The sequence below is a fragment of the Paraburkholderia sp. PAMB 6770 genome, from assembly GCF_057748135.1.
This window is the reverse complement of the sequence record NZ_CM173239.1, coordinates 2,561,926-2,585,661: the sequence shown is the minus strand read 5'-3', so window position 1 is coordinate 2,585,661 and position 23,736 is coordinate 2,561,926. Positions and strand designations below refer to the sequence as shown.

Below are 23,736 nucleotides of genomic sequence, written 5' to 3'. Positions count from 1 at the left end.
CAACCGGATTGAACTGACCGGCCGCGCGCGGTGTCAGTCATCAGGTGTCCCATCCGCTTGACAGGCTTCCAGGAGGTGAGCGCTACCCATGTCGAATACCGCCAATCCATCCGCATCCGCCGCCGGGTCCACTCCCGCGGCCACGTCTTCCGGCGCCGCCGCCGGTTCGCGTCCGCCACCCGCGCCGGCCGGCACGCAGCCCGCGCCGCCGTGCACGCTCGTCATCTTCGGCGCCGCGGGCGATCTCACGAAGCGCCTGCTGATGCCGTCGCTCTACAACCTCTCGGCTGCCGGCCTGCTCGATGCGCAGATGAAGATCATCGGCGTGAACCGCGGCGACGAGCAGACGAGCGCGTGGCGCGATGCGCTTCATGACGCGCTGCATCAGTTCGCTGCCGACAAGGCGAGCACATTTCATACCGCGCACCTCGACGAAGCCGTGTGGGAGCAACTCGCGCAGAGGCTCGAATACATGGCCGGCGAGTTCACGGACGATGCCGCGTACACGCAGCTCAAGCAGAAACTCGCGGATACGCCCGGCGGCAACGTGGTGTTCTACCTCGCGGTGGGCGCGCAGTTCTTCCGGCCGATCGTCGAACACCTCGGCAAGGCGGGGTTGTTGAAAGAGGGCGAGGGCGCGGCGGGATTCCGGCGCATCGTGATCGAAAAGCCGTTCGGCACCGATCTCGCGTCGGCGCGCGACCTGAACGCGCATCTGCTGCGCTACGTGAAGGAAAACCAGATCTACCGGATCGACCACTTCCTCGGCAAGGACACGGTGCAGAGCATGCTCGCGATGCGCTTCGCGAACGCGCTGTTCGAACCCGTCTGGCGTCGCGAGTACATCGAATGCGTGCAGATCACCGCCTCGGAGACGATCGGCGTCGAGGGGCGCGGCAAGTTCTACGAACAGACCGGCGCGTTTCGCGACATGGTGCCGAACCACCTGTTCCAGCTGCTCGGCATGATCGCGATGGAGCCGCCGAACTCGTTCGACGCCGAAGCGGTGCGCGACCGCAAGGCGGACCTGTTCGCGGCGATCCAGCCGCTCGGACCCGGGGACGTCGTGCTCGGCCAGTATGCGCGCGGTCCGGCCGGCCCGGCCTATCGCGACGAGCCCGATGTATCGGCCGCGAGCCGCACCGAAACGTATGCGGCCGCGCGCGTGTTCGTCGAGAACTGGCGCTGGGCCGGCGTGCCGTTCTACCTGCGCACCGGCAAGCGGCTCGCGGCGCGCCGCACCGAAGTGTCGGTGTATCTGAAGGCGGCGCCGTTGCAGATCTTCCGCGACACGCCGGTCGATACGCTGAAGCACAACGTGCTCACGCTGCGGGTCGATCCGAGCCACGGTACGAGCTTCGCGTTCAACGTCAAGATGCCCGGCCCGGTCATGCAGGTCAGCCCGGTGCAGGCCGCATTCGACTACGACGACTTTTTCTCGCAACGCCCGAACGTCGGATACGAAACGCTGCTGTACGACTGCATGCTCGGCGACCAGACGCTGTTCCAGCGCGCCGACAGCATCGAGACGAGCTGGGCCGCCGTCGATGCGGTGCTGCATCCGCGCGGCGGCGACGTGCCGGTGCGCGACTACGCGGCGGGCAGCGCAGGTCCGGCCGAAGCCGACGCACTGCTCGCGCGCGACGGCCACGCATGGGCGCCGCTCGACAGGCAGCCTGCGGAGAACCCCTCGGCAAGCCCCGCCACACGATAAGGAAAACGACATGTCGACACGCAAAGCCACAGTCAGGCAACGAACCCGTGCCGCCGGTAGCGGGCAGCCGCAGGCGCACGGCAACCCGGAGCGCATCCTCGCAGTCGATGTGGGCGGCACGGGGCTGAAAGCGGCGATCCTCGATGCGCACGGCAAGATGCTCACCGAGCGCGTGCGGGTGGCGACGCCGCACCCGTGCACGCCGGCGCAGCTGGTCGACGCGCTCGTGAAGCTGGTCGAGCCGATCAACGCGCAGCAGCCGCCGACGCATGTTTCGATCGGTTTTCCCGGCGTCGTGCGCGACAACTGCATCCTGACCGCGCCGCATTTCGGCAACGAAGGCTGGCACGGGGTGCCGCTCGCGGAGTCGTTTGCGCATCGGCTCGGCGGCCTGCCGGTGCGGATGATCAACGACGCGGAAGTGCAGGGGCTGGCGGCGATCGAAGGGCGCGGCATCGAGTTCGTGCTGACGCTCGGCACGGGCGCGGGCACCGCGCTCTTTCGCGACGGCGAGCTGATGCCGCATCTGGAACTCGCGCATCACCCGGTCAGCAAGAAGCACGCGTACGACGAATACATCGGCGACGCCGCACGGCAGAAAGCCGGCAACAAGCGCTGGAACCGCCGGGTCGAAAAAGTGATCGGGATTCTCGCGTCGCTCGTGAATTACGACAAGCTGTGGATTGGCGGAGGCAACGCGACGCGGCTGACGTTCGCGCTGCCGCCGAACGTCGCCACGGTGTCCAACGACAAGGGAATCGAAGGCGGTGCGAGGCTGTGGCATCCGCGTTCGTGGCGCGACTCGCGCCAGTTGCCCGACGCCACGCACCGCACCGGCGTGTTCGGCTAACCCGCGGGCGCGGGGACGGCGTGCTCAGCGCGCTGCGTCGCCGAAGCGGTATTCGCGCGTGGCTTCGTCGAGCTGCGTCTTCAGCTCGGGCGCGAGCACGAGATCGGAGGCGCCGAGGGTGTCGGCCAGCTGATCCGGCCGGCTCGCGCCGATGATCGCCGACGTGATCGCAGGATGCGCGAGCACCCATGCAAGCGCGGTTTGCGTGAGCGACAGGCCGGACGGCGCGACGAGCGCGCGCAGCCGCTCGATGGTCTCGAACTCGCGTTCGTGCCAGTAGCGCTCCTGGTACATCGCGCCGGCCTTGCCGACCGTTGCCGTGAAACGCCCGTCGGCCGGCGGCGCGTCGTGCCGGTGCTTGCCGGTCAGCAGGCCGCCCGCCAGCGGGTTGTACGGGATCACCGCCAGCTGCTCTTCCGCGGCGAGCGGCAGCAGTTCGCGCTCGATCTGGCGGAACAGCAGGTTATAGCGCGGCTGCACCGAGACGAAGCGCGCGACGCGCAGCACGTCGGCGCGCCCGAGCGCCCGCGCGAGCCGGTAGGCGAGAAAATTCGACACCCCCACATAACGGGCGCGGCCGGAGCGCACGATCACGTCGAGCGCTTCGAGCGTTTCGTCGAGCGGCGTGTCGCGGTCGTCCGAGTGCAACTGGTACAGGTCCACGTAATCGGTGCCGAGACGATGCAGCGATGCGTCGATTGCATCGAGCAGGTGTTTGCGCGACGCGCCCTGATCCCATGGCGACGGCCCCATCTTGCCGACCGCCTTGGTGGCAACGATGAAGCGCGCGCGTTGCCCCTTCAGCCAGCGCCCGACGATTTCCTCGGTGCGCCCGACGATGTCTTCGCCGCCGCCGAGCGGGTACACGTCCGCGGTGTCGATGAAGTTCACGCCGGCATCGGCGGCCCGGGCAAGGATGTCGTGCGACACGCGTTCCTCGGTCTGCAAACCGAAGGTCATCGTGCCGAGGCACAAACGGGAAACGGTCAGGCCGGTGCGGCCAAAGCGGGTGTATTGCATGGTGGACTCCGCGAGAGGCGAGGATGGGGAACGGGCGACGCCAGAGCATAGCGCGGATCGGCAAAGCGGGTGCGGCGGCCGCACAGCGGCGCCGCGATCGCGCCGGGTCAGGCCTCGTCTGCAGATTGATCAGTAAAACTAAATAAAATGGACGGCACGCGAAGACGGAACGAACGTCATGCGATTGAAAGCGGAGAGAAGGCGGAGAGAAGGCGGAGAGAAGGCGCAGAGCCAGCGATTGCGCCGCGCAACGCCGGATCAGAACAGGCCGGGCTGCTGTTCGCCGACCACGCGCACGACGTTCAGCGCGTCGAGCCGCTTGCGCGCTTTCGCGAGGTCGTGCACGAGCTGCCGCTGCAGCCACGTTTCGGCGCCGCCGCCGAAGGCCTTGTCGAGCCGCAGCGCCATTTCGGGCGAGATGCCGGCCCGGCCGCTCAGCAGGTTGGTCAGTGCCTGGCGGCTGACGCCGAGCGCGGACGCCGCCTCGGTCACGCTCAGGTTGAAGCGTTCGAGGCAATGCTGGCGCACGGTCACGCCGGGATGGATGGAATCGGAATCGGCCATGACGCGCACGATATCGGCTCGAACGCGCTGCGTCAACTGACAAGCGATGCTTGCCGCAACCCGATGGCGACGCCGTGCGGCGCGCCGCGCGAACCGGCCGGCGGTTTTCGGTCGAACTGCTACAATCCACGCATTTTCCTTGTCGTAGACGGCATCATCATGGGTTTCGAACAACTCGCTGCACTGAAGGAGCAGCTCGCGAAGCAGGCCGAAGAGAAACGCGCGGCCCGCAAGGCGAAGCACGCCAAGCCGGATCGCGCAGCGCCTGCGCAGGGCCGCGGCGCGCCGGCACAGGGCCAGGGCCGTCCCGCAGGCGCGCAGGGCCAGAACCAGGGCCGCGCCGCAGCGGCGCAAGGCCAGGGTCGTGCAGCATCCGCGCAAGGTCAGGGCCGTGCAGCATCCGCACAGGGTCAGGGCCGTGCAGCAGGCACGCAAGGCCAGGGTCGTGCCGCGCCGGGACAGAGTGCGAAGCCCGTCGATCCGGTGGTGCTGACGATCGGCAAGCTGCAAAAGCGCTTTCCAAAGGCGTTTCCGCGCAATCCGGCGCCGAAGGTGCCGCTGAAGATCGGCATTTTCGAAGACCTGCTGCAGCACGCGGAAGAACTGAAGCTGTCGGAAGCGCAGTTGCGCGACGCGATCAAGGTCTGGTGCTGGGGCAGCCGTTACTGGGCGAGCGTCGTGGAGAACGCGGCACGCGTCGACCTGAACGGCGAGAGCGCGGGCCAGGTGCAGCCCGGTGAAGCGGCGCGCGCGCGCGGTTTGCAGGCGCGGCGTCAAAAGCCGAAAAACCCGGCGCAGCGCACGCAAAAAGCCGACGCGGCTGCGTCATCGGGCGGCAACGCGCCGTCCGCGCAAGCCGCGCCGGACCACGCGCCGGCACAGGAGGGCGCGCCGCAGCAAGGTGTCGCGCAAGCCGACGCCGCGCCGCAAGAGACCGCGCTTGCGGAAAACACGGCCGCACCGGAAACGGGCGCGTCCGATCCTTCCGCGCAAGGGCCATCCGGCGACGCCTGACGCGATCCGCGCGAGCGAGGCTCGCGGCGAGCGCGGCGTACCCGGTCCGGTCGCGCACACTGTCTGTGCCGCTCGCTTTCACGCGGTCTGCGTGAGCGAAGCGGCGGCCCTGTCTCACGCCATCAATGTAATCAATCCGCCTATCGTGATGCCGGCTGCGATCCAGCGCCCCAGTGTGTAATACGGATTGGTGTCGCTTTGCGGCTGGTCCGGACGTTCGAGGCCGAGTGTGCCGTAGGTGAGCGACGTGAGCGCAGAGGGGGCGTCCGCATCGGGGCTTGCGCCGCCGTCCGGCGCGCCGTCGGGGTTCGCGCTCTCGCCGGACGTGGAGGGCGTATCCGCGGATGCGGGCACGGTGCTCGCGTCGGCCGTGCTGCTATCGCGTGCGGCGGCGGCTGCGCCCGCCGCGGAGATCGTGACGGCGGCATCCTGGCTCGGGGCGTCCGGTGTTGCGCCGGCGCGCGGCGTCTGCGCGGCGCCGCCGCCGGTGGCATCGTCCGCTGCCGGGCCGGTATCCGACGGCGCAGGCAGCGTCGGTGACGACGCGGCGTTGCTGATCTGCATGGCAGTCTGTCCTCGTCCTGTTCGTCCTGTTCATGCGGTGCGTTCCGGTGGGAACGGCGCCGCCGGTATCGGGCGGCCTTGACCGGCCTATCGTCCGGTTCCGCGCCGGGCTTGAGGGTTGGTAAGACGGCGTAAGGCGCCGGCCGCGCCGTCCCGGTTCTTCACGCTTCGTGCCGCTCCGTGCTGCTTCGTGCCGCTTCGTGCTGCTTCGTTCCGCGCCGTCCCGGTTCGTCCCGCGCTGTCCCGCGCCGTCCCGTTCGCCGTGCGCGGTCGTATGCAAGCCGGGTTATGATGCGGCTCCGGCGCGGCACGTGCCGGTTGGCCAGCCGGCTTCGCGCGGCTGGCGCGGGCCGGGCGGGCAGCCGTCGAGCCTGAGCCACCGTGGCCGCCGCGCGGCCTTTGCAGACAGACTCCACCGGACATGACTCATATCGATCTTCTCCAGGGCGTGCTGGGCCCTGCGCTGCACGCGCTCAACGCGCCTGCCCTGATTGGCGTGCTCGCCGCGCTGGTGCTGGGCGGCATGGTCAAGGGCGTGGTCAGCATCGGCGTGCCGCTCGTCGCCATGCCGATTCTCAGCCACTTTCTGACGATCAAGCAGGCCGTGCTGCTGCTGTCGATGCCGATCGTGCTCGGCAATATTCCGCAGGCGCTCGAAGGCGGCGAGATGGTCGCGACGGTGCGCCGGATCGCCGCGCCGCTGGTGGGGACGGTGCTGGGCAATATCGTCGGCGTGACGGCGCTCATCTCGCTCGCACCGCATCGCGCGCAGGCGGCGGCCGGCATTGTGCTGATCGTGGCGGCGCTGCTGCTGTTCGTGTCGCCGCGCTTCTCGCTGACGCCGCGCATGGCGCGGCCCGCCGGCTTCGCGCTCGGCTTCGGCGCGGCCGTGATGGAGAGCATCGCATCGGTGCCCGGGCCGCTGCTCGCGATGTATCTGCTTGCGACGGGCGCTACCGGCAAGGCGTTCACGAAGCAGATCGCGATCATCCTCGTCGTCTCGGTGATCACGCTGATCGTTGCGTTCAGCGGCGGGGCGCACGCGAGCTGGGTCGATCTCGCGATCTCCGCGGCGGCCAGCGTGCCGGTGATCGCCGGCATGCTGATCGTGCGTCCGCTGCGCGACCGCCTGCACCCCGATACGTTTCGCAAGCTCGTGCTGCTGTTCGTCTGCGGCGCGGCTGTCCAGATGATCATCAAGTCCGGCGTGCTGTAGACGCGCGCACGTCCCCGCGCGCTGCGCACTCAGATCGCGACGTCGACGATCGCGCCCACCGGCTGCCACCCGAGGCTGCCGGCGCGCGTCGACAGGGCATCGAGCACGTCGGCGAGGCTGGGCGCCGCCACCTCGGCATTCGCTGCAAGCGCGGCGGCGTGCGTCTGCAGCGCGTCGTTCAGGCTCGACAGCGCGTCGGCGAGCGGATCCTGCGAGGCGTCCGCGGGTGCTTCACCGGGGGCGCTCACATCGCCGAAATCCGGATCCCATGCGCTCGCGGCGCTGCCCGCGAAGCCCGACACACGCGCTGCGTTCGACAGATCCGCGATGTGCGCGCCGAGGTCGCGATAGGCGGCGAGCATGTCGCCGGACGATGCGGTTTCGGCGCCATTCGAAGCGCCGCGGCCGGTGTCCGTTGCGGGCGTGACGCCAGTGCTGGCCGCAATCGACTGTTGCAGCGCGAGCGCCTGATAGAGCGCGGCGAGGAACTGTGCGGCGGTCGTATCCGCTGCGTCGGACGCGGCGGCATGGCCGTCGGCGCCGACGCCCTCGCGCGGCTCGGGCGAACCGGCGGGCATCTCGTAGCCGAGCTGGGTGAGGGTTTGCGACAGCGCGGCCAGCAGCGGGTCGGCATCCGCGCCGGAGGCCGATGCGGCGGCGCCCGTGGCGGAAGGCCCGGACGACGCGGCGTCGAGCGGCGCAGCGGCCGACGCGGCGGACGATAGCGACGACATCGTCAAATCAAAGGAATCGGACGGCATGGGGGGCTCCTCCTCGTGAGCGGGTGCGGTCGCCCGGGTTATCGGAGTGCGGTGCGCTTGCCTTGATGGTTTGTAAGGGCGGGAAAGCGGACCGGCGCCGCGCCGCGCGCCGTCCGGCACCAACACGCAGCCGTGGAAGGTTTATGTGGTGACCGGCGAGTCGCTGGCGCGCCTGTCGCAGGCGCTCGTGGCCGCCTACGACGACCCGCGGCGCGACAGCCTGTATCAGGAGGAGTACGCGTATTACCCGGGCCAGTGGGTGTCGCCGTATATCGACCGGCGCCGCAAGATCGGCTGGGATCTTTATGGACTCCTTGGTATTGGAAAGGGCGACAAGGAAAAGATGCACGCGCAACATGCGCAGAACTATCGCTTCTTCGGTGCGCCGGTCGGGCTCTTCTTCACGATCGACCGGATACTCGAACGCGGCAGCTGGCTCGACTACGGCATGTTCCTGGAGGCGGTGATGATCGCGGCGCGCGGCCGTGGCCTCGATACCTGCCCGCAGGCCGCGTTCACGCCGTTTCATCGGGTGATCGGGCAGCATCTGGAACTGCCGGAAAGCGAGCAGCTCGTATGCGGGATGTCGCTCGGCTGGGCCGACGAACAGGCGCTCGTGAACCGGTTGCGCACGACGCGCGAACCGGTCGGCGGATTCACGACGTTTCTCGACTAGCGGCTTGCGGACCCCGCGGGCCGCGCGGCTCACCTGTGCCGCGGGATGCTCAGCGCGCGAACGCGTCCAGCCGCAGCGTATGCGCGTGCCCGATCCACAGCGCGCAATCGCGATGGTCGCGCAGCGCGTCGTCCGTGTTCGGGTGCAGGAAGACGTCGAGCGCGCCGTGATTGAGCGCGAGCCAGCCGACGACGTCGGCGAAATGCGGGGTGCCGAAGGCAAGCTGACAGGACCATGCGGGATGCGGTCCCACCGGGCGTTCGTGGAAGCGGCCGATCTGCACGCGCCCGGCAAACCGCTGCGCGATGACATCGCGCAAAGCCCACGCGGCATCGCGGGACGTGGTGTCGAAATAGACGTGCGCGTGCCAGTCGCGGATGGCGGATGTGTCGAGTTCGGTCATGGCGGGAATCCCGGTTGCGGAAGCACCAGCTTATGCCAGTCTGGGCTCGCGCGGCGAAGGTTTGCCGCCTGAATCCGATCTGACAACCCGTGCGCAGTCAGAATGGACAACGGTCGGATCGAGTCGCAACTTCACTTCTACCGTTCTTGCGACCACACCCGCTCGCTATCCATAGGAGCCCGCTGCGTTCTCTCCCTCGACCGGGGCGCGGCCTGCGGCGCTCGCCTCATCCTCCACGCCGCCCGCGCTCATTTCCCCAGCTCATACCCCACCACGCCGCCCGCCACGGCGCCGCCCACGGTGCCGAGCGTGCTGTGGTGCGTCACTTCATTGCCGATCACGCCGCCTGCGGCCGCGCCGCCCAGCGTGCAGCCCGTCGTGAACGAGGCGAGCGTGAACAGTGCCGCAAGCATGACTTTGCCGATACCCTTGTTCATGATGTCCACCTTTACCGGTGACGTCGATACCGGCGAGGTAGCAATCCGCGTGCCCCGGCCCTCGTGCTCAGAGCGACAGAAACGCCGCCGCGCCCGCGAGCAGCCCCGCAACAGCGAGTCCGAGCGACAGGTTGCGCAGCCAGTTCTTGCGCGTGAGCAACGTGATCGCGGTCAGGGCGATTGAGATCTGGATCAGCGTCGTGGCTTGCGCCCAGCGGTGATGTCCGTGCAGCAGCTTCTCGCTGCGGGCCTCGTTGGCCGCGACTTCCTTTTCGAGCGCTTCCGCATTCGCGCGAATCGGGGCCTTCTGCTGCGTATACTTCGCGACGTCGGCGACGAACTTCGTGTGGGCGTCGCTGCCCGGCGCCGACAGCGCCGCGCCAAGCGCGGCGAGATTTTCCTTCTCGCCCTTCGCCTGGTAGTACCCCCATTGGTTTGCGGCTTCGGTCTTCTTGATCGCCGCTTCGTTCTTGTAGTAGAGCGCGAGATTTTCGCTCGTGCCGCTCTGGTACGCGTAGATCGCGCCCACCGACGCGAGAATCGCCGTCATCACCGCCATGCGGCTCGCGAACGGATCGGCGTCGCGATGCGCGTGATGGCCCGCGCCCACGTGTTCAACCGCATGGTCGTGCAGACCATGCACTTCGTACTCATCTGACATGCGTTGCTCCGGACACACTGAATCATGGCTGCATCGCGCACGGTGCAGGCCGCGCGCCATGCAGTGCGCAAGATTATCAGAGGCCGCTACCCGTTGCTCAGTTCACACCGAAACCGAGCAGCGAGCGCACGAGCGGCAACAGATGCTCGCCGCCCAGCATCCCGAGCAGGCCGACGAGCGCGACCGTCGGCGGCGCCGGCGATTTCACGTTGAGCGCGCTATAAAGCATGCCGACGAGGCCGCCGACGGCAAGCGAGACCAGGTACGCTTTCATGACCGTCGTGCCTCGCGAAGCCTACCGCCGTGCGCACGGTTCGCCACAGTCCTTGCCGTAGTTTTCGCCGCAATCCCCGCCGCAATCCCCGCCGCAACCCCCGCAGCAGTTCTCATGGCGCCGCTCACAGCGTGATCACCACGCGTCCGCGCGTGCCTGCGGCGACCGCGTGATACGCGGCGCGCGCGTCGGCCAGCGGGAAGCGCTGCGCGATCACCGGCGGCTGCAGCGCGCCGCTGTCGAAGCCGGCGGCAAGCGCGTCCATCAGCGGCGCCGAGTCGGCGACGCCGAGCTTCGCGCTGTCGACGCCGAGCAATTGCGTCTCGTTGTGATAGAAGTCGATCAGATCGAAGTCGACGCGGCGCTTGCCTGTCGCGCTGATTTCGATCACCCGGCCGCGGCGCTTCACGAGGCCGAGCGCCGTCTCGAACACGACGCCGCCGACCGAATCGTAGACCACGTCGACGCCGCCCGCGCTCAACGCCTTCACACGAGCTACGGCGTGCTCGTCGAGCGGCACGAAGTGATCGGCGAGGCGCGCCGCCGGTGTGTCCGCGGGCAGCGGATGGCGGTCCACGGCGATCACCCGGCTGCCGCGCGACTTCGCGATCTGCACGACCGCGCCGCCCACGCCGCCGCCCGCGCCGATCACCGCGATCGTCTCGCCGGCCTGCAGTTGCGCGTAGTCCACCGTGCCGAGCCATGCGACCACGAAGTTCACGCCGATCGCCGCCGCCTGCTCGTGGCTGAGTGCCGCGGGCTTGCGCGACAGGGCGGCCACGGGGATGCGCAGGTACTCCGCGTGGCTGCCGTCGCACGTGAAGCCGATGTCGCCGCCGGTGCCCCACACTTCGGCGCCGAGCCACGCCTGCGGTCCTTCGACGACCACGCCGCTGAAGTCGCGCCCCGGCGTGCGCGGCAGCGCCGTATGATCGAAATGGCCCGCAACGTTTTTCACATCGCTCGGATTCACCGACGCGCCATGCACGCGCACGACGGCGCCCTCCGCGCCGGCCGTCGGGGTCGGCAATTCGACGTAGTCGAGCGCGTCGGGGGAGCCGAAGGATTTGAACTGGATCGCTTTCATCGACAATGCTCCTGAAGAGTCCGCCGCCGGTGGGCAGCGCTGGACGCATTGTAGGTGGCCGGAACGACGTCGACCGGACAACGGATGTCGAATTTCGGACAACGAGCGTGCGGGGATATGCGTGTGGGCGAGGTGCAGGCGGCGTGTGGGCAAGGTAGACCGCGCCGGGGCGGGCGCCCGTCATGCAGGCAGAGCGCGACGCGCGGCCGGTGCCCCGGCGAGCGATTCGCCGGGCGTTCGGGCCGCGCGGATGCGCGCGCTCAGGCCTTCAGGGCGTCAAACCTTCAGACCCGGCGTGTGCGTGGCGGACGGGGGCGCATGCTGCGGCGCGACCACGAAGACCGCAGGCAGGCTGTCGAGCGTCACGGCCGGCGACACGAACATCACCGACAGCGGTGCCGGAAAACCGAATGTCTGCGTGAGCGCGGCCTGTTCGAGCGGCTGCATCGGCGGTCCGTCGAACACCGCTTGCTGGAGCGGCTGCGTCGGGACGGTGTCGAGCACCGCCTGCTGCAGTTGCTGCATCTGCGATTGCACCGCCATGAACTGCGTCTGCATCAGTTGCATCTGGCGCATGGCCCAGGCCGGCGGCGCGCCGCCCGTGCTCGTTTGCATGAAGAAGCTCGCATGGCCTTTCGGGCTGTGCCAGCTCCAGGTGCTGACCTTGGCCGGACCGGCGGAGGTCTGGACGATATGGGTCGTCTCCTGCGCGGGAACGGTCTGCCCATCGACGCTCACCATGACGGGCCCGGCGGCCATCGCCAGAGCCGGCGCCAGGGCAAGGGCGCCGGCCGTGAGTGCAGTATGAAGTCGCATTGTGCTACCTCCTTGTTTCAGCCTTGCTTCGAACGGATGAGACTCCGGTCGGAGTCGTATTGAATATGTCCGACGACTCTTAAGCGGCGCTTAAAGGAGGCGCGGCAGGCGCGCTTTCGTCGCATCGCATCGCAGTGCATCGCAGTGCAGCGCAGTGCAGTGCAGTGCAGTGCAGTGCAGCGCGGCCGGCGATGCTTGCAACGCGCTGTCGACTGCATGACGGCGCGTCAGCAATCCAGCCCGATACATGCGGGCGGCGGCGGATAACGCGTCGGGGCGCAGTCGGCCGGGCTAGCGACGCGCGTCGTGCCGATTTCGCGGAAGCGCTGCGGCGCTATCCCGTACTGCTTGCGGAACGCGCGCCCGAAGTGCGACGCGTCGGCGAAGCCGCAGGTGGCGGCGATGTCGGCGATCGTGCGTGGCGAACTCGTCAGCAGCCAGGCGGCGGTTCTCACGCGGATACGCCGTGCGTAGACGTAAGGCGTGTCGCCGGTCTGCGTCTTGAAGAGCCGCTGCAGATGACGCACCGACAGCTCCAGCCGTTCCGCGAGCGCCGGCAGGCTGAGCGGGCGGCCGAGATTCTGCTCCATCAGATGCACGGCGCGCTTCACGCGCGGATGCGTGACGGGCTCGCCGCCGGGCGGATGCGGTTGCGGTGCGCTCGCGCGCTGCGCATCGTCGACCAGCAGGATGCGCAGCGCCTTCTGCACGATCGATGCGTCGATATGGCGCTGCAAGATGGCGGCCGCCACATCGATCGACGCCCGGCCGCCCGAGCAGGTGATGCGCCCCCGGTCGATCACGAACAGCCGGTCCGCGACGACCCGCGCCGGGTCCGCGTTCGGAAAGCGCTTCACGAAGTCCCAGTAATGGAACCAGCTCACGCATGCGCGGTAGCCGTTCATCACGCCCGCATGTTCGAGCACGAAGGTCGCGGTGCACAGACCCACGAGCGTCGCGGAGGCGGCCGCGCTCCGGCGGATGAAGCGCAGCGTTGCGGCGCTCGCGAACGGCGCGCGATGCAGCAGGCCGCCGACCACGACCACATAATCGAACGGACCGGCTTCGTCGAACGTGCGCCACGGCTGCACCTCGATTGCGCAACTCGCGCGCACGGGCGCGAGCGTTTCGCCGACGATCGTCCACGTGCAGCGCACCGGCTTGCTGAAGTCGCTCTCGTCGCTTGCGAGCCGCAGCAGGTCGACGAAGCCCGAGAACGCGGTGAGCGTGAAGTCCGGCAGCAGCACGATGCCGAAGCGTACCGGCTGCGCGTGAGCGGGGCGGCTGTCGCGCATGCCGTTCGCCGGCGGGTTCGTCGGTGTGCGCATCGGGCGTTACTCGTCCGCGAGCGGACGGTATGACGTTTCGCGGCTGCAGATCATCGCGATCATCGCAACGGCCGCCGCGCCGACCAGGTACCACGCGGGTGCGAGCTTGTTGCCGGTCGCGCCGATCAGCCACGTCGCGACGAGCGGCGCAGTGCCGCCGAACAGCGCGTTGGCGGCGTTAAAGCAGAACGCGAAGCCGCTGTAGCGCACGCGGGTCGGAAAGATCTCGGACAGGAAGCAGGGCAGCGTGCCGTCGTTCATCGTCAGCAGTGCGCCGAACGCGACCTGGATCGCGACGATCGTCGCGAAGCCGGCCCCCGCGAGCCCCTTGAAGAGCGGCACCGTCAGCACGATGAACAGCACGGACGCGCCGATCAGCATCGTCTTGCGGCCGACCCGGTCGGACAGCGCGCCCATCAGGAAGATGAAGCCGATGTACGCGGCGAGCGAGATCGTCGCGGCGACGAACGACGCGGTCTCGCCCATGCCCATCTCGGTCGACAGATAGGTCGGCATGTAGCTCAGGATCAGATAGAACGCGACCGCATTCAGACACGTGACGCCGAACGCGATCAGCATCTTCGCGCGGTGGCGGCCGAGCAGTTCGGCAATCGGTGTGCGCGCAACATGATGGCTCTGGTCGAGCGCCCTGAAATGCGGCGTGTCTTCGAGCCGCACGCGGATGTAGCGGCCGATCAGCCCGAACGGCGCAGCGAGCAGGAACGGCAGGCGCCAGCCGAACGTGTGCAGCTGCCCGGTGCTGAGCACCGCATGCAGCACCGCGACGAGGATCGAGCCGAACAGCAGGCCCGCCGCGGTGCTGGCCGGCACGATGCTCGTATAGACGCCGCGCTTGTGCTGCGGCGCGTATTCGGCGAGAAACGCCGAGGCGCCCGCATACTCGCCCGATGCCGAAAAGCCTTGCACGACGCGCACGAGCAGCAGCAACAGCGGCGCGCACAGGCCGGCCTGCGCGTAGGTCGGCAGCAGCGCGATCAGGAAGGTCGAGCACGACATGATGAGAATCGACAGCGATAGCGCGGTGCGTCGGCCGACCCGGTCGCCGAAGTGCCCCCAGACGATGCCGCCGAGCGGCCGCACGACGAACGAGATGGCGAACACCGCGTAGGCGGCGAGCAGACCGGTCGTCGCGCTGGTTTTCGGAAAGAACACGACGGCGATGATCGTCGCGAGATAGCCGTACGACGCGTAGTCGAACCACTCGACGAAGTTGCCGATGAAACTGGCCAGCGCGGCGCGCCGCAGCAAGGCGCGCGCGGGGCCCGCGGCCGTGCCGGCCGCGTCGTGCGCGCGAGGATCGTGCCGGTCCGGCGCGGCGACGATGCCGGCCGCGGCCGGCTCACTCAACACAGCTTTTCTCGGATTCATTTGTCTGCCTCCCAACCCTGTCTGATGCGATTAGTGTGCACCGGCGACGATCGGATGCTTTTGACATCGTCGCACCGCCGCCGGTACCTGCGGATGCTTAATTGCGCAGTGCTCCACCCAGTGCCCCATAAACCGGCAGGCGCGCGCACAGCTGCGCGACTTCGTCGCGTACGCGCGCCTCGGTCGCTGCGTCGCCGAGCCGGTCGAGCACGTCGCAGACGAGCGAAGCGGTGTGCCGGGCGTCGTCTTCGAGGAAGCCGCGTGTGGTGATCGCCGGCGTGCCGATCCGAATGCCGCTCGTGACGAACGGCGATTGCGGATCGTTCGGCACCGCGTTCTTGTTGACCGTCATGTGCGCGCGGCCGAGCGCCGCGTCCGCTTCCTTGCCGGTGAGGCCGCGCTCGACGAGATTCACAAGGAACAGATGATTGTCGGTGCCCCCGGAGACGATCGTGTAGCCGCGCTGCGCGAATACGCCGACCATCGCCTGCGCGTTGGCGAGCGTGCGCCGCTGGTAGGCGACGAACCCGCTGCCGAGCGCTTCGCGCAGGGCGACTGCCTTGGCGGCGATCACGTGCATCAGCGGGCCGCCCTGGGTGCCGGGAAACACCATCGCGTTCAGCGCCTTTTCGATCGCGTCGTTCGCGCGGGCGAGGATCAGGCCGCCGCGCGGGCCGCGCAGCGTCTTGTGCGTCGTGCTCGTGACGACGTCCGCGAACGGCACCGGGTTCGGATAGAGACCGGCGGCGACGAGTCCGGCCACGTGCGCGATATCGACCAGCAGATACGCGCCGACGCGATCGGCGATCGCGCGAAAGCGGGCGAAATCGAGCACGCGCGAATAGGCGGAGAAGCCGGCGACGATCATCCGCGGCCGATGCGCGAGCGCAAGGCGCTCGACCTCGTCATAGTCGATCAGGCCGCTGCGCGCATCCACGCCGTATTGCACGGCGTTGAACACCTTGCCCGAAAACGACACCCTGGCGCCGTGCGTCAGGTGGCCGCCGTGCGCGAGACTCATGCCGAGAATCGTGTCGCCCGGCGCGAGCAGCGCGAGGTAGACGGCCGCGTTCGCCTGCGAGCCGCTGTGCGGCTGCACGTTCGCGTAGTCGGCGGCGAACAGCGCGCGGGCGCGTGCGAGGGCGAGCGACTCGACCACATCGACATGTTCGCAGCCGCCGTAGTAGCGCTTGCCGGGATAGCCCTCCGCATACTTGTTGGTCAGTACCGAGCCCTGCGCTTCGAGCACACGCGGGCTCGCATAGTTCTCCGAAGCGATCAGCTCGATGTGATCTTCCTGCCGGTGCCGCTCGGCGAGCATGGCCGCCGCCAGTTCCGCGTCGAAGCCGGCGATCGTCTGTTCCGATGAAAACATGAATGAACTCTCCTGCAAGGGCGCGGGCGCCGCGGATGCGGGCCCGTGCGCGGCGCGGCCGCTCAGCCCGTAATGATGTTGTGCGCGGGACCGTACGGGAGCCCGGTGAGGTTGGTCGCGCCGGTTTCGCCGACCACGAGGATGTCGTGCTCGCGATAGCCGCCCGCGCCGGGCAGCCCTTGCGGCAGCATGATCATCGGCTCCATCGACACCACCATGTTCGGCTCCAGCACGGTATCGATGTCCTCGCGCAGTTCGAGGCCGGCTTCACGTCCGTAGTAGTGCGACAGCACGCCGAACGAATGGCCGTAGCCGAACGTGCGGTACTGCAGCAGTCCGTACTCCGCGTAGATCCGGTTCAGTTCGCGTGCGATGTCGCCGCAGCGCGCGCCTGGCCGGATCAGCTTCAGCCCCGCCTCGTGCACCTCCACGTTGATCTTCCAGAGCCGCAGATGCGCATCGGAGCAGTGGTCGAAGAACATCGTGCGTTCGAGCGCCGTGTAGTAGCCGGCGATCATCGAGAAGCAGTTCAGGCTCAGGATGTCGCCCTTGCGGACCTGGCGGGTCGTCACGGGGTTGTGCGCGCCGTCCGTGTTGATGCCGGACTGGAACCACGTCCACGTGTCCATCAGTTCCGCATCCGGAAAGCGGCGCGCGATCTCGCGCACCATCGCCTGGGTCGATGCGAGCGCAACCTCGTGCTCGGGCACGCCTTCGCGCACCGCTTCGGCGAGCGCGGCGCCGCCGATGTCGCAGACGTTCGCGCCGTGCCGGATCAGCGCGATTTCCTCGTCGGACTTGATCATCCGCATGCGCATTGTCTGCGCGCCGACGTCGACGAACTCGACGGACGGCAACGCGGCCTTCAGCTTCGCGAGCACCTCGACCGGCACGTGATCGAACTCGATGCCCACGCGTCCGCGATTGTCGATTTCAGCCTGCACCGCGCGAAAGAAGTTGTCGCGCTGCCAGTCCGTGTAGACCACGTTGTAGTCGCCGACCGTGCGTCGCCACGGCTGGCCGCCGTCGATGTTCGCGGAGATCGACACGACTTTCGCGAGCGTGACGACAAGGCCGTACTTGCGGCCGAACGAGCAATAGAGAAAGTCCGCGTAATAGTTGATGTTGTGGTACGACGTGAACAGCACCGCATCGATGTTCTCGCGCGCCATCAGTTCGCGCAGCCGGCGCTGCCGGTTCGCGTACTCCGCATCCGTGAACGTGTGCTTCGCTTTCTCGCCGTTCTCGATGCGGATCAGGTTCTCCATGTTCATGCGCTCTACTCCTCGTGAAAAGATCGGGTGTGAGCGAATGGTAGAAGTCCGGCGATTTTTCAAATTTCCGGATTCGACGGATAACTCTGTCAATTCGACATCGAGGGTTAACCACAGGCGCGCGGCCGCGGCGGCCCTGCGCGCGTTTTCTGCGTCGTTCTAGAGCGCGGACTGGTAGCGGCGCCGGTCGGCCATCGGCGTGGTCCTGAACTGCGCCTTGTAGCGCGTCGAGAAATGCGTGAGCGACGCGAAGCCGGTGCGCGCGCAGACCTCTTCCAGCGCGAGCGCGGTGCGATACAGGAGTTGCCGTGCGCGCAGCAGGCGAATCTCCAGATACGTCTGCGCGGGCGTCTTGCCGAGCCGCTCGTTGAACCAGCGCTCCAGTTGCCGCTGCGACACCTGCAGCAGCGCCGCGATCTCGGCGACCGGCAGCGTCTCTTCGACGTTGCTCTCCATGAGCTGCAGCGCGGCGTCGAGCGGCGCATGCGCGGCGCCGATGTATTGCCGCAGCGACGTGACCTGCTGCTGCTCGTGGCTGCGCCGCTCGGCGACGAGCAGTTCGAGCACGCGCGCCGCGAGCGGGCGGCTGCCCGGCGGCAGACCGAGCAGATGCACCATCAGGTCGAGCGGCGCGACGCCGCCGCTGCACGTATAGCGGTCGCGATCGACTTCGTACAGACGGTTCGATACGGTGACGCGCGGGAACTGTTCGAGCAGCACGACCTGATCTTCCCAGTGGATCGTGCACCGGTAGCCGTTCAGGAGCCCCGCGCGCGCGAGGAAGTAGCTGCCGGTGTCGAGCCCGCCGAGCGCGGTGCCGCGGCGCGCGAGCAGGCGCAGCCAGTCGAGCACCCCGCCCGTGCCGCGCCGCGGAATCGGATTGGGGCCGACGACGAACACCGCATCGAACTCGCCGGCCTCCGCGATCGACGTATCGGCGATCACGCGAATGCCGTCGCTCGATCGCACGAACTCGCCGGCCGGTGCGATCAGCTGGTAGTCGTAGACGCGTCGCTCGACCAGCGCGTTGGCGATACGCAACGGATCCACTGCCGCGCCGAGTGCGATCAGCGAGAAGTGATCGAGCAGCAGAAAGCCGTAGCGCGTGAGGCGCAGATCGTGCAGCGGCGTGTCCGCGCGCGAGGGCGGGCGGGGCGAACGGGGCGCGTGGGTCGATGGCATGGCGGGCGGGAAGGGCGCGTTGTGAGCGGCGTAGCGTCATCATAGCGACGAATGACGTCGGTTTAGCGCGTACGCGTCATGGGGCGTCGAAAGGCGCGTGTCAGGCACGCGGGCAGCATGCGGGCAGCACGCGGGCCGCCAGCAGGCGATGGGCACGGCGCACGACGCGCCATGCATCTGCGGCAAAAATGCAATTGTGTGAGGTTTTCCCCAATGGGCATTCTGGCGTTCGCGGCGAAAAATAGTGTTGGAACGTCCAACGTTCCCTACCTCGAGCATCCTCAGAATGATGCGGCGCGCGACGATCCGTCGCCGCGCACCAACAAGGTTTCGCGATGGGAACCCACGCTATGGAGACATCGATGCACTCTGGCAACATCCGCAAGTCCCGCCGCTTCATGAAGACCATCGCCGCCTGCGCGGCGTCCGCCGCATTCAGCATCGGCGCGCATGCCGCGCCGGCCCCCAGCGAGATCACGATCGGCACGCTCTACGCGAGCACGGGCCCGTTCGCCGTGGCGTCGCTCGGGCAGTACGAAGGCCTCCAGTTCTGGGCGAGCGATGTCAACAAGCAGGGCGGTGTCTTCGTGAAAGCCTATGGCAAGAAGATTCCGGTGAAGATCGTCGCATACGACGACCAGAGCTCGACGTCGACGGCCACCACGCTCTACAACCAGCTGATCACGCAGGACAAGGTCGATCTGCTCGTTGCCGACTTCGGCTCGGTGCTCACCTCGGTCGCGGTGCCGCTCGCGGCCGAACACCACATGCTGCTGATCGACCCGACCGGCTCGGGCGCGAACTTCTTCACGCAGAAAACCGACTACCTTGCGGACGTGAGCATTCCGTCGTCGACGGTCTGGCCGATTCCGCTCGCGAACTTCCTGCTGAAGCAGAAGATCAAGCGTGTCGCGATCATCTACGGGGCGAACGACTTCGACGCCTCGCAGGCCGAGACGATGAAGGCGGTGCTCGGCAAGAGCGGCGTGACACCGGTGTATTACCACAGCGTGCCCACCAACGAGTCGAATTTCAGCGTGCTGCTGCATACGGTGAAAGCAGCCGATCCGCAGGCGCTGCTCGAATTCGGCTATGCGCCGAACGACATCGCGTTCCTGCGTCAGCTGTCGCAAAGCGGGCTGCATTTCGACATGACGTTCACGATCTTCCCGGGCCAGCTGCTGCAACTGGTCACGAAGAACGTCGGCGCGGCCGCGCTCGCCTATACGTACACGTACCCGACGCCGCCGCTCGTCAAGTACGACAAGGTCAGCTACGGGATGAACACCGCGCAGTTCGTGTCCGCCTTCCAGGCGGCCCAGCACAAGGATCCGACCTTCCTCGATTCCGCCGGCTACAACACGGGCATCGTGATGCAGAAGATGCTCGGCGATGCGCCGCAGTTCACGCAGACCGATTTCCACCGCGCGCTGATGGACATGTCCGGCAAGACGACGACGCTGCTCGGCGCGTTCGAGATCAATGCGAACGGCGCGCAGCTCGGGCAGCCGTTCCCGGTCGCGCAGATGGTGCCGGACGGCGACGCGCTGAAGATGGTCGTCGTGTACCCGCAGGAGCACGCGACCGGCAAGCCGGTGTATCCGGCGCCGGCGCATTGACGGTTGCGCCACCGGCGTTCTGACGGACCGCGTCCGGCGTGCTGCGCGCCGGGCCCGGTTCGTTTGCTTGCGGAGACACGAACGTGGAACTTCTCGCGTATGCCGTCATCGGTGGAATCCTGTACGGCATCTTCTTCACGCTGGTCGGCCTCGGCCTGAATCTCGTATTCGGCGTGATGCGCATCATCAATCTGGCCCACGGGCAGTTCATCGTGCTCGGCGGCTATGGGGCGTGGCTCGTCTCGCAGCATTTCGGGCTCAACCCGCTGTGGGCGATTCCGCTGTCGGTTGCGGGCGCAACGATTATCGGCTGGCCGCTGTACCGGGCCGTCGTGCCGCGGCTGCAGCGCAGCGACGACCCCGAAATGCTGTCGTTCATCCTGTTCTTCGGCATCGGCCAGATGCTCGAAGCGCTGACGGTGCTGCTGTTCGGCGCCGACCAGCGCTCGCTGCCCGACGATGCGCTCGGCAGCGGCAATCTGGGCGCATTCGGCCAGCAGTTTCCCGATAGCTGGTGGTGGGCGGCCGGCGTCAGCATCGCCGCGCTGGTCGTGCTGTGGCTGTATTTCTCGCGCACGCGGCTCGGCTACGCGACCCGCGCGGTGATGGCCAATCGCGACGAGGCGGTCGCCACCGGCATCGACGTGCGCCGCGTGTCGACGATCGCGTTCGTCGCGGGTCTCGCGCTCGCGGGCATCGCCGGGGTGTTCGTGCCGTATCTGCTCGGCTCGGTGTCGCCGGACATCGGCAGCAATCTGACCACCACCGCGTTTGCGATCGTGATCATCGGCTCGCTCGGCAATCCGCTCGGCACGATCGTCGGCGGACTCGTGTTCGGTCTCGGCACGATGCTGATGCAAACCTACTATTCGTCGTGGTCCAACGTGGTGCCGTACGTGCTGCTCGTGATCATCGTACTGATTCGTCCCTCGGGCCTGCTCGGAAAGGCGGTGCGTCTTGCGTAACGGAAACGCTTCACGGGCGCCCGGCCTGCGCACCGGCATCGTTCTGCTCGCGGTGCTGGCGGCGGTGTTCATCGGCGCGCCGCACGTGTACGGCAACGAGTCGCTGCTGTTCACGATCATGACGTTCATCGTGCTTGCCCAGGGGCTGAACCTGCTGTACGGCTTCACCGGCTATTTGCCGTTCGGCTACGTGGGCTTTTTCGGCAGCGGCGCGTATGCGACCTCGCTGCTGGTGTTGCACGCGCATCTGCCGGTGCTCGTGTGCGTGGCGGGCGGCGGACTCGCGGCGGCGCTGATCGGGCTCATCCTCGGGCCGCTGCTGCGGCTCTCGGGCGCGTACTTCTCGATTGCGAATCTGGCCGCATCGCAGATCATCTACTTCGTCGTGTCGAACCCGAACCTTGCCGGCATCACGGGCGGCCCCTACGGGCTCAAGATCGAGCAGGTCTATGCGCCGCAGGCGAGCTACGACACGATGCTCGTGGTGCTGCTCGTCACCTGTGCGCTCGCGGTCTATTTCCGCCTGTCCGGTTTCGGCATGGCGCTGCGCGCGATTCGCCAGGACCCGGTGAGCGCGGCGATGGCGGGCGTCGACGTCGTGCGCGGGCGTCTTGTCGCCTGGCTCGTGTCGGCGCTGGTCGCGGGGCTGGCGGGCGGCGTGTATGCGTGGAACCTGTCGGTGTTCTATCCGGATGCGGTGTTCACGCTGCAATTCTCGGTGTTCGCGATCGTGTTCGCGCTGTTCGGCGGCGTCGGCACCGTGATCGGTCCGGTCGTCGGCGCAGCGGCGCTGTACGTGCTGTACGCGGCAATCGGCATCTCGGCGCCGCAGTATTTCCAGCTCATCTATGGCGCGCTGATCGTGCTGCTGGTGCTGTTCCTGCCGGGCGGACTGCTGTCGCTGCTGCAACGCCGGGGGTTCCATGTCTTCTGAGCTGCTGCGCCTCGCCGGCGTCCACAAGCATTTTGGCGCGCTGGTCGTGCTGAACGACGTGGCGTTCGGCGTCGCGCCGGGCGAGATTCTCGGGCTCGTCGGGCCGAACGGCTCGGGCAAGACGACGACGATCAACGTGATCTCCGGCCTGCTGCAGGCCGATGCCGGCGAGATCGACTTCGAGGGCAGGCCGATCAACCGGCTGCCGATGTTCCGCCGCGCGCATCTGGGTATCAACCGCACGTTTCAGGTGCCGAAGGTGTTCCGCGACATGACGGTGCGCGAAAACATCGAAGTGGCCGCGCGCAGCGTGCGGCTGCCCGATCACGAGATCGAGCCGATTCTCGAGGAGATCGGCCTCGCCGACATGGCGACGCGCCAGGCGGGCGCACTGACCGTGAACCAGCAGAAACTGCTCGACCTCGGGCGCGCGCTCGCGACGCGGCCGAAGCTGCTGCTCGTCGACGAGATCGGCGCGGGGCTGAATCCGGCCGAACTGCACGCGATTGCCGGGTTGCTCGAACAACTGTCGGCGCGCGGCATCGCGATGATCGTGGTCGAGCATCTGCTCGATTTCCTCAACCGCATCACCGACCGCGTGATCGTGCTCGGCGCGGGGCGCATGCTGTTCGAAGGCCCGCTCGAAGCGGCCTCGCGCGATCCCGAGGTGGTGGCGGCATTCATTGGAGCGGCGTGATGGCGGGATCCCTCCTGGTGGAAGGCGTGGAGGCGGGCTACGGGCCGATGCAGGTGCTGTGGGGCGTCGACATGCAGGTCGAGCCGGGGCAGACGGTGCTGCTGCTCGGCGCGAACAGCGCGGGCAAGACGACGCTGCTGCGCACGCTGATCGGCCTGCTGACGTGCCGCGGCGGGCGCATCAGCTTCGACGGCGAGCGCATCGACACGCTGCGGCCCGATCAGCGCATCCGGCGCGGCATCGCGTTCATGTCGGAGCTGGGCGTTTTCCCGACGCTGTCGATCGACGAGAACATCGCGCTCGGCGGCTATTTCATGGCGCCGGCCGTGGTCGCGAAACGCCGCGACGCGCTGTTCGCACTCTTTCCCGATCTCGCGAAGCGCCGGCGCCAGCCGGCCGCGAGCCTCTCGGGCGGGCAGCGCAAGATGCTCGGCATTGCGAAGGCGCTGGTCGCGCAGCCGCGCCTGCTGCTGATGGACGAACCGTCGTCCGGGCTCGCGCCGGTGTTCGTGAAGCACGTGATCGACGTGTTGCGCACCGCGCTCGCGCAGGGCGAGGGCACGTCGCTGCTGATCGCCGAGCAGAACATCGCGTTTCTCGGGCTGGCCGATCGCGGCTATCTGCTCGACCACGGCAAGGTGCGCGTATCGGGCACGCGCGCGGAACTCGAAGCGAGCGATGCGGTGCGCGAGACGTATTTCGGGCTCTAGCTGTCGCCGTGCGGCGTCGGCGCGGTTGTTGTTGCCGTAGCGTAGCGCATGCTGCAACCGCAACCGCAACCGCAACCGCAACCGCAACCGCAACCGCAACCGCAACCGCAACCGCAACCGCAACCGCAACCGCAACCGCAACCGCAACCGCAACCGCAACCGCAACCGCAACCGCAACCGCCACCGCCGCTGCCGCTGCCGCCGCT

The 23,736-nt window shown here is 67.8% G+C and carries 24 protein-coding genes and 1 pseudogene; 10 read left to right on the top strand and 15 right to left on the bottom strand.

The genetic code is table 11. The features are described 5' to 3' along the window. Positions 1-88 precede the first annotated feature (88 nt). Positions 89-1,714 (top strand): glucose-6-phosphate dehydrogenase, encoded by a 1,626-nt coding sequence (gene zwf / locus AC3AP7_RS29085; RefSeq protein ID WP_487363750.1) that lies wholly within the window; start codon positions 89-91, stop codon positions 1,712-1,714. 10 nt (positions 1,715-1,724) lie between these two features. After that, positions 1,725-2,564, top strand: a complete 840-nt coding sequence (locus tag AC3AP7_RS29080; protein ID WP_487363749.1) for an ROK family protein — start codon at positions 1,725-1,727, stop codon at positions 2,562-2,564. Between the two features lie 24 nt (positions 2,565-2,588). Here AC3AP7_RS29080 and AC3AP7_RS29075 read toward each other — a convergent pair whose 3' ends face one another. Both AC3AP7_RS29075 and AC3AP7_RS29070 read right to left on the bottom strand, forming a co-directional pair. Then, positions 2,589-3,584, bottom strand: a complete 996-nt coding sequence (locus AC3AP7_RS29075; protein ID WP_487363748.1) for an aldo/keto reductase — start codon at positions 3,582-3,584, stop codon at positions 2,589-2,591. 258 nt (positions 3,585-3,842) lie between these two features. Beyond that, complete coding sequence (locus AC3AP7_RS29070; RefSeq protein WP_487363747.1) at positions 3,843-4,658, bottom strand: HigA family addiction module antitoxin; 816 nt, start codon at positions 4,656-4,658, stop codon at positions 3,843-3,845. On the opposite strand from AC3AP7_RS29070, the gene AC3AP7_RS29065 reads away from it, so the two are divergent. Then, positions 4,635-5,162: a ProQ/FinO family protein gene (locus AC3AP7_RS29065; RefSeq protein WP_487363746.1), complete on the top strand. Its 528-nt coding sequence runs from the start codon at positions 4,635-4,637 to the stop codon at positions 5,160-5,162. The two genes, AC3AP7_RS29070 and AC3AP7_RS29065, sit on opposite strands and share 24 nt — an antisense overlap. 114 nt (positions 5,163-5,276) lie before the next feature. On the opposite strand, the gene AC3AP7_RS29060 is transcribed toward AC3AP7_RS29065, so the two are convergent. Next, on the bottom strand, positions 5,277-5,726 hold the full coding sequence (locus AC3AP7_RS29060; RefSeq protein ID WP_487363745.1) for a hypothetical protein: 450 nt from the start codon (positions 5,724-5,726) through the stop codon (positions 5,277-5,279). 421 nt (positions 5,727-6,147) lie between these two features. Between AC3AP7_RS29060 and AC3AP7_RS29055 the strand changes: the two genes are divergently transcribed. Further along, a complete protein-coding gene (locus AC3AP7_RS29055; RefSeq protein ID WP_487363744.1) occupies positions 6,148-6,942 on the top strand; it encodes a TSUP family transporter in 795 nt (264 codons plus the stop codon). Positions 6,943-6,971: 29 nt separating this feature from the next. Here the strand turns inward: AC3AP7_RS29055 and AC3AP7_RS29050 are convergent, their stop codons facing one another. Continuing rightward, positions 6,972-7,703, bottom strand: coding sequence for a hypothetical protein (locus AC3AP7_RS29050; RefSeq protein ID WP_487363743.1), 732 nt, complete (start codon positions 7,701-7,703; stop codon positions 6,972-6,974). 100 nt (positions 7,704-7,803) lie between these two features. Here AC3AP7_RS29050 and AC3AP7_RS29045 point away from each other — a divergent pair. Beyond that, positions 7,804-8,379 (top strand): annotated as a pseudogene (locus AC3AP7_RS29045) (nitroreductase); the annotation flags it as partial. A 49-nt stretch (positions 8,380-8,428) separates the two neighbouring features. On the opposite strand, the gene AC3AP7_RS29040 reads toward AC3AP7_RS29045, so the two are convergent. The 11 genes from AC3AP7_RS29040 to AC3AP7_RS28990 all read right to left on the bottom strand — a co-directional run bounded on the left by AC3AP7_RS29040 (position 8,429) and on the right by AC3AP7_RS28990 (position 18,605). Continuing rightward, the gene (locus tag AC3AP7_RS29040) at positions 8,429-8,782 is read right to left on the bottom strand and encodes a DOPA 4,5-dioxygenase family protein (RefSeq protein WP_487363742.1); all 354 of its coding nucleotides are present in this window, start codon (positions 8,780-8,782) and stop codon (positions 8,429-8,431) included. A gap of 248 nt (positions 8,783-9,030) precedes the next feature. After that, the gene (locus tag AC3AP7_RS29035) at positions 9,031-9,195 is read right to left on the bottom strand and encodes a glycine zipper 2TM domain-containing protein (RefSeq protein ID WP_487365051.1); all 165 of its coding nucleotides are present in this window, start codon (positions 9,193-9,195) and stop codon (positions 9,031-9,033) included. Between the two features lie 91 nt (positions 9,196-9,286). Continuing rightward, positions 9,287-9,880, bottom strand: coding sequence for a DUF4337 domain-containing protein (locus AC3AP7_RS29030; RefSeq protein ID WP_487363741.1), 594 nt, complete (start codon positions 9,878-9,880; stop codon positions 9,287-9,289). A 97-nt stretch (positions 9,881-9,977) separates the two neighbouring features. After that, entirely contained in the window at positions 9,978-10,154 is a 177-nt protein-coding gene (locus AC3AP7_RS29025) for a DUF1427 family protein (RefSeq protein ID WP_487363740.1), read from the bottom strand. A 124-nt stretch (positions 10,155-10,278) separates the two neighbouring features. Further along, entirely contained in the window at positions 10,279-11,241 is a 963-nt protein-coding gene (locus AC3AP7_RS29020) for a quinone oxidoreductase family protein (RefSeq protein ID WP_487363739.1), read from the bottom strand. A 276-nt stretch (positions 11,242-11,517) separates the two neighbouring features. Further along, positions 11,518-12,057 carry a hypothetical protein gene (locus AC3AP7_RS29015; RefSeq protein ID WP_487363738.1) on the bottom strand — a complete coding sequence of 180 codons (540 nt, stop codon included), beginning with the start codon at positions 12,055-12,057 and terminating at the stop codon, positions 11,518-11,520. 227 nt (positions 12,058-12,284) lie between these two features. Continuing rightward, positions 12,285-13,385: a GlxA family transcriptional regulator gene (locus AC3AP7_RS29010; RefSeq protein WP_487363737.1), complete on the bottom strand. Its 1,101-nt coding sequence runs from the start codon at positions 13,383-13,385 to the stop codon at positions 12,285-12,287. Between the two features lie 6 nt (positions 13,386-13,391). Continuing rightward, positions 13,392-14,774 (bottom strand): MFS transporter, encoded by a 1,383-nt coding sequence (locus AC3AP7_RS29005; protein WP_487363736.1) that lies wholly within the window; start codon positions 14,772-14,774, stop codon positions 13,392-13,394. Between the two features lie 97 nt (positions 14,775-14,871). After that, positions 14,872-16,149: a serine hydroxymethyltransferase gene (gene glyA / locus AC3AP7_RS29000; RefSeq protein WP_487363735.1), complete on the bottom strand. Its 1,278-nt coding sequence runs from the start codon at positions 16,147-16,149 to the stop codon at positions 14,872-14,874. A 62-nt stretch (positions 16,150-16,211) separates the two neighbouring features. Continuing rightward, positions 16,212-17,423: a M24 family metallopeptidase gene (locus AC3AP7_RS28995; protein ID WP_487363734.1), complete on the bottom strand. Its 1,212-nt coding sequence runs from the start codon at positions 17,421-17,423 to the stop codon at positions 16,212-16,214. A gap of 159 nt (positions 17,424-17,582) precedes the next feature. Further along, complete coding sequence (locus AC3AP7_RS28990; RefSeq protein WP_487363733.1) at positions 17,583-18,605, bottom strand: GlxA family transcriptional regulator; 1,023 nt, start codon at positions 18,603-18,605, stop codon at positions 17,583-17,585. A gap of 362 nt (positions 18,606-18,967) precedes the next feature. Here AC3AP7_RS28990 and AC3AP7_RS28985 point away from each other — a divergent pair, with 362 nt between their 5' ends. From AC3AP7_RS28985 to AC3AP7_RS28965, 5 genes are all read left to right on the top strand, one after another. Continuing rightward, the gene (locus AC3AP7_RS28985; protein WP_487363732.1) at positions 18,968-20,224 is read left to right on the top strand and encodes an amino acid ABC transporter substrate-binding protein; all 1,257 of its coding nucleotides are present in this window, start codon (positions 18,968-18,970) and stop codon (positions 20,222-20,224) included. 83 nt (positions 20,225-20,307) lie between these two features. Next, positions 20,308-21,189, top strand: coding sequence for a branched-chain amino acid ABC transporter permease (locus AC3AP7_RS28980; RefSeq protein WP_487363731.1), 882 nt, complete (start codon positions 20,308-20,310; stop codon positions 21,187-21,189). Next, positions 21,182-22,123, top strand: coding sequence for a branched-chain amino acid ABC transporter permease (locus tag AC3AP7_RS28975; RefSeq protein WP_487363730.1), 942 nt, complete (start codon positions 21,182-21,184; stop codon positions 22,121-22,123). The genes AC3AP7_RS28980 and AC3AP7_RS28975 overlap by 8 nt, the downstream gene beginning before the upstream one ends. Further along, on the top strand, positions 22,113-22,820 hold the full coding sequence (locus AC3AP7_RS28970) for an ABC transporter ATP-binding protein (protein ID WP_487363729.1): 708 nt from the start codon (positions 22,113-22,115) through the stop codon (positions 22,818-22,820). The genes AC3AP7_RS28975 and AC3AP7_RS28970 overlap by 11 nt, the downstream gene beginning before the upstream one ends. Next, the gene (locus tag AC3AP7_RS28965; RefSeq protein WP_487363728.1) at positions 22,820-23,530 is read left to right on the top strand and encodes an ABC transporter ATP-binding protein; all 711 of its coding nucleotides are present in this window, start codon (positions 22,820-22,822) and stop codon (positions 23,528-23,530) included. Before AC3AP7_RS28970 ends, AC3AP7_RS28965 begins: the two co-directional genes overlap by 1 nt. Positions 23,531-23,736: the final 206 nt, after the last annotated feature.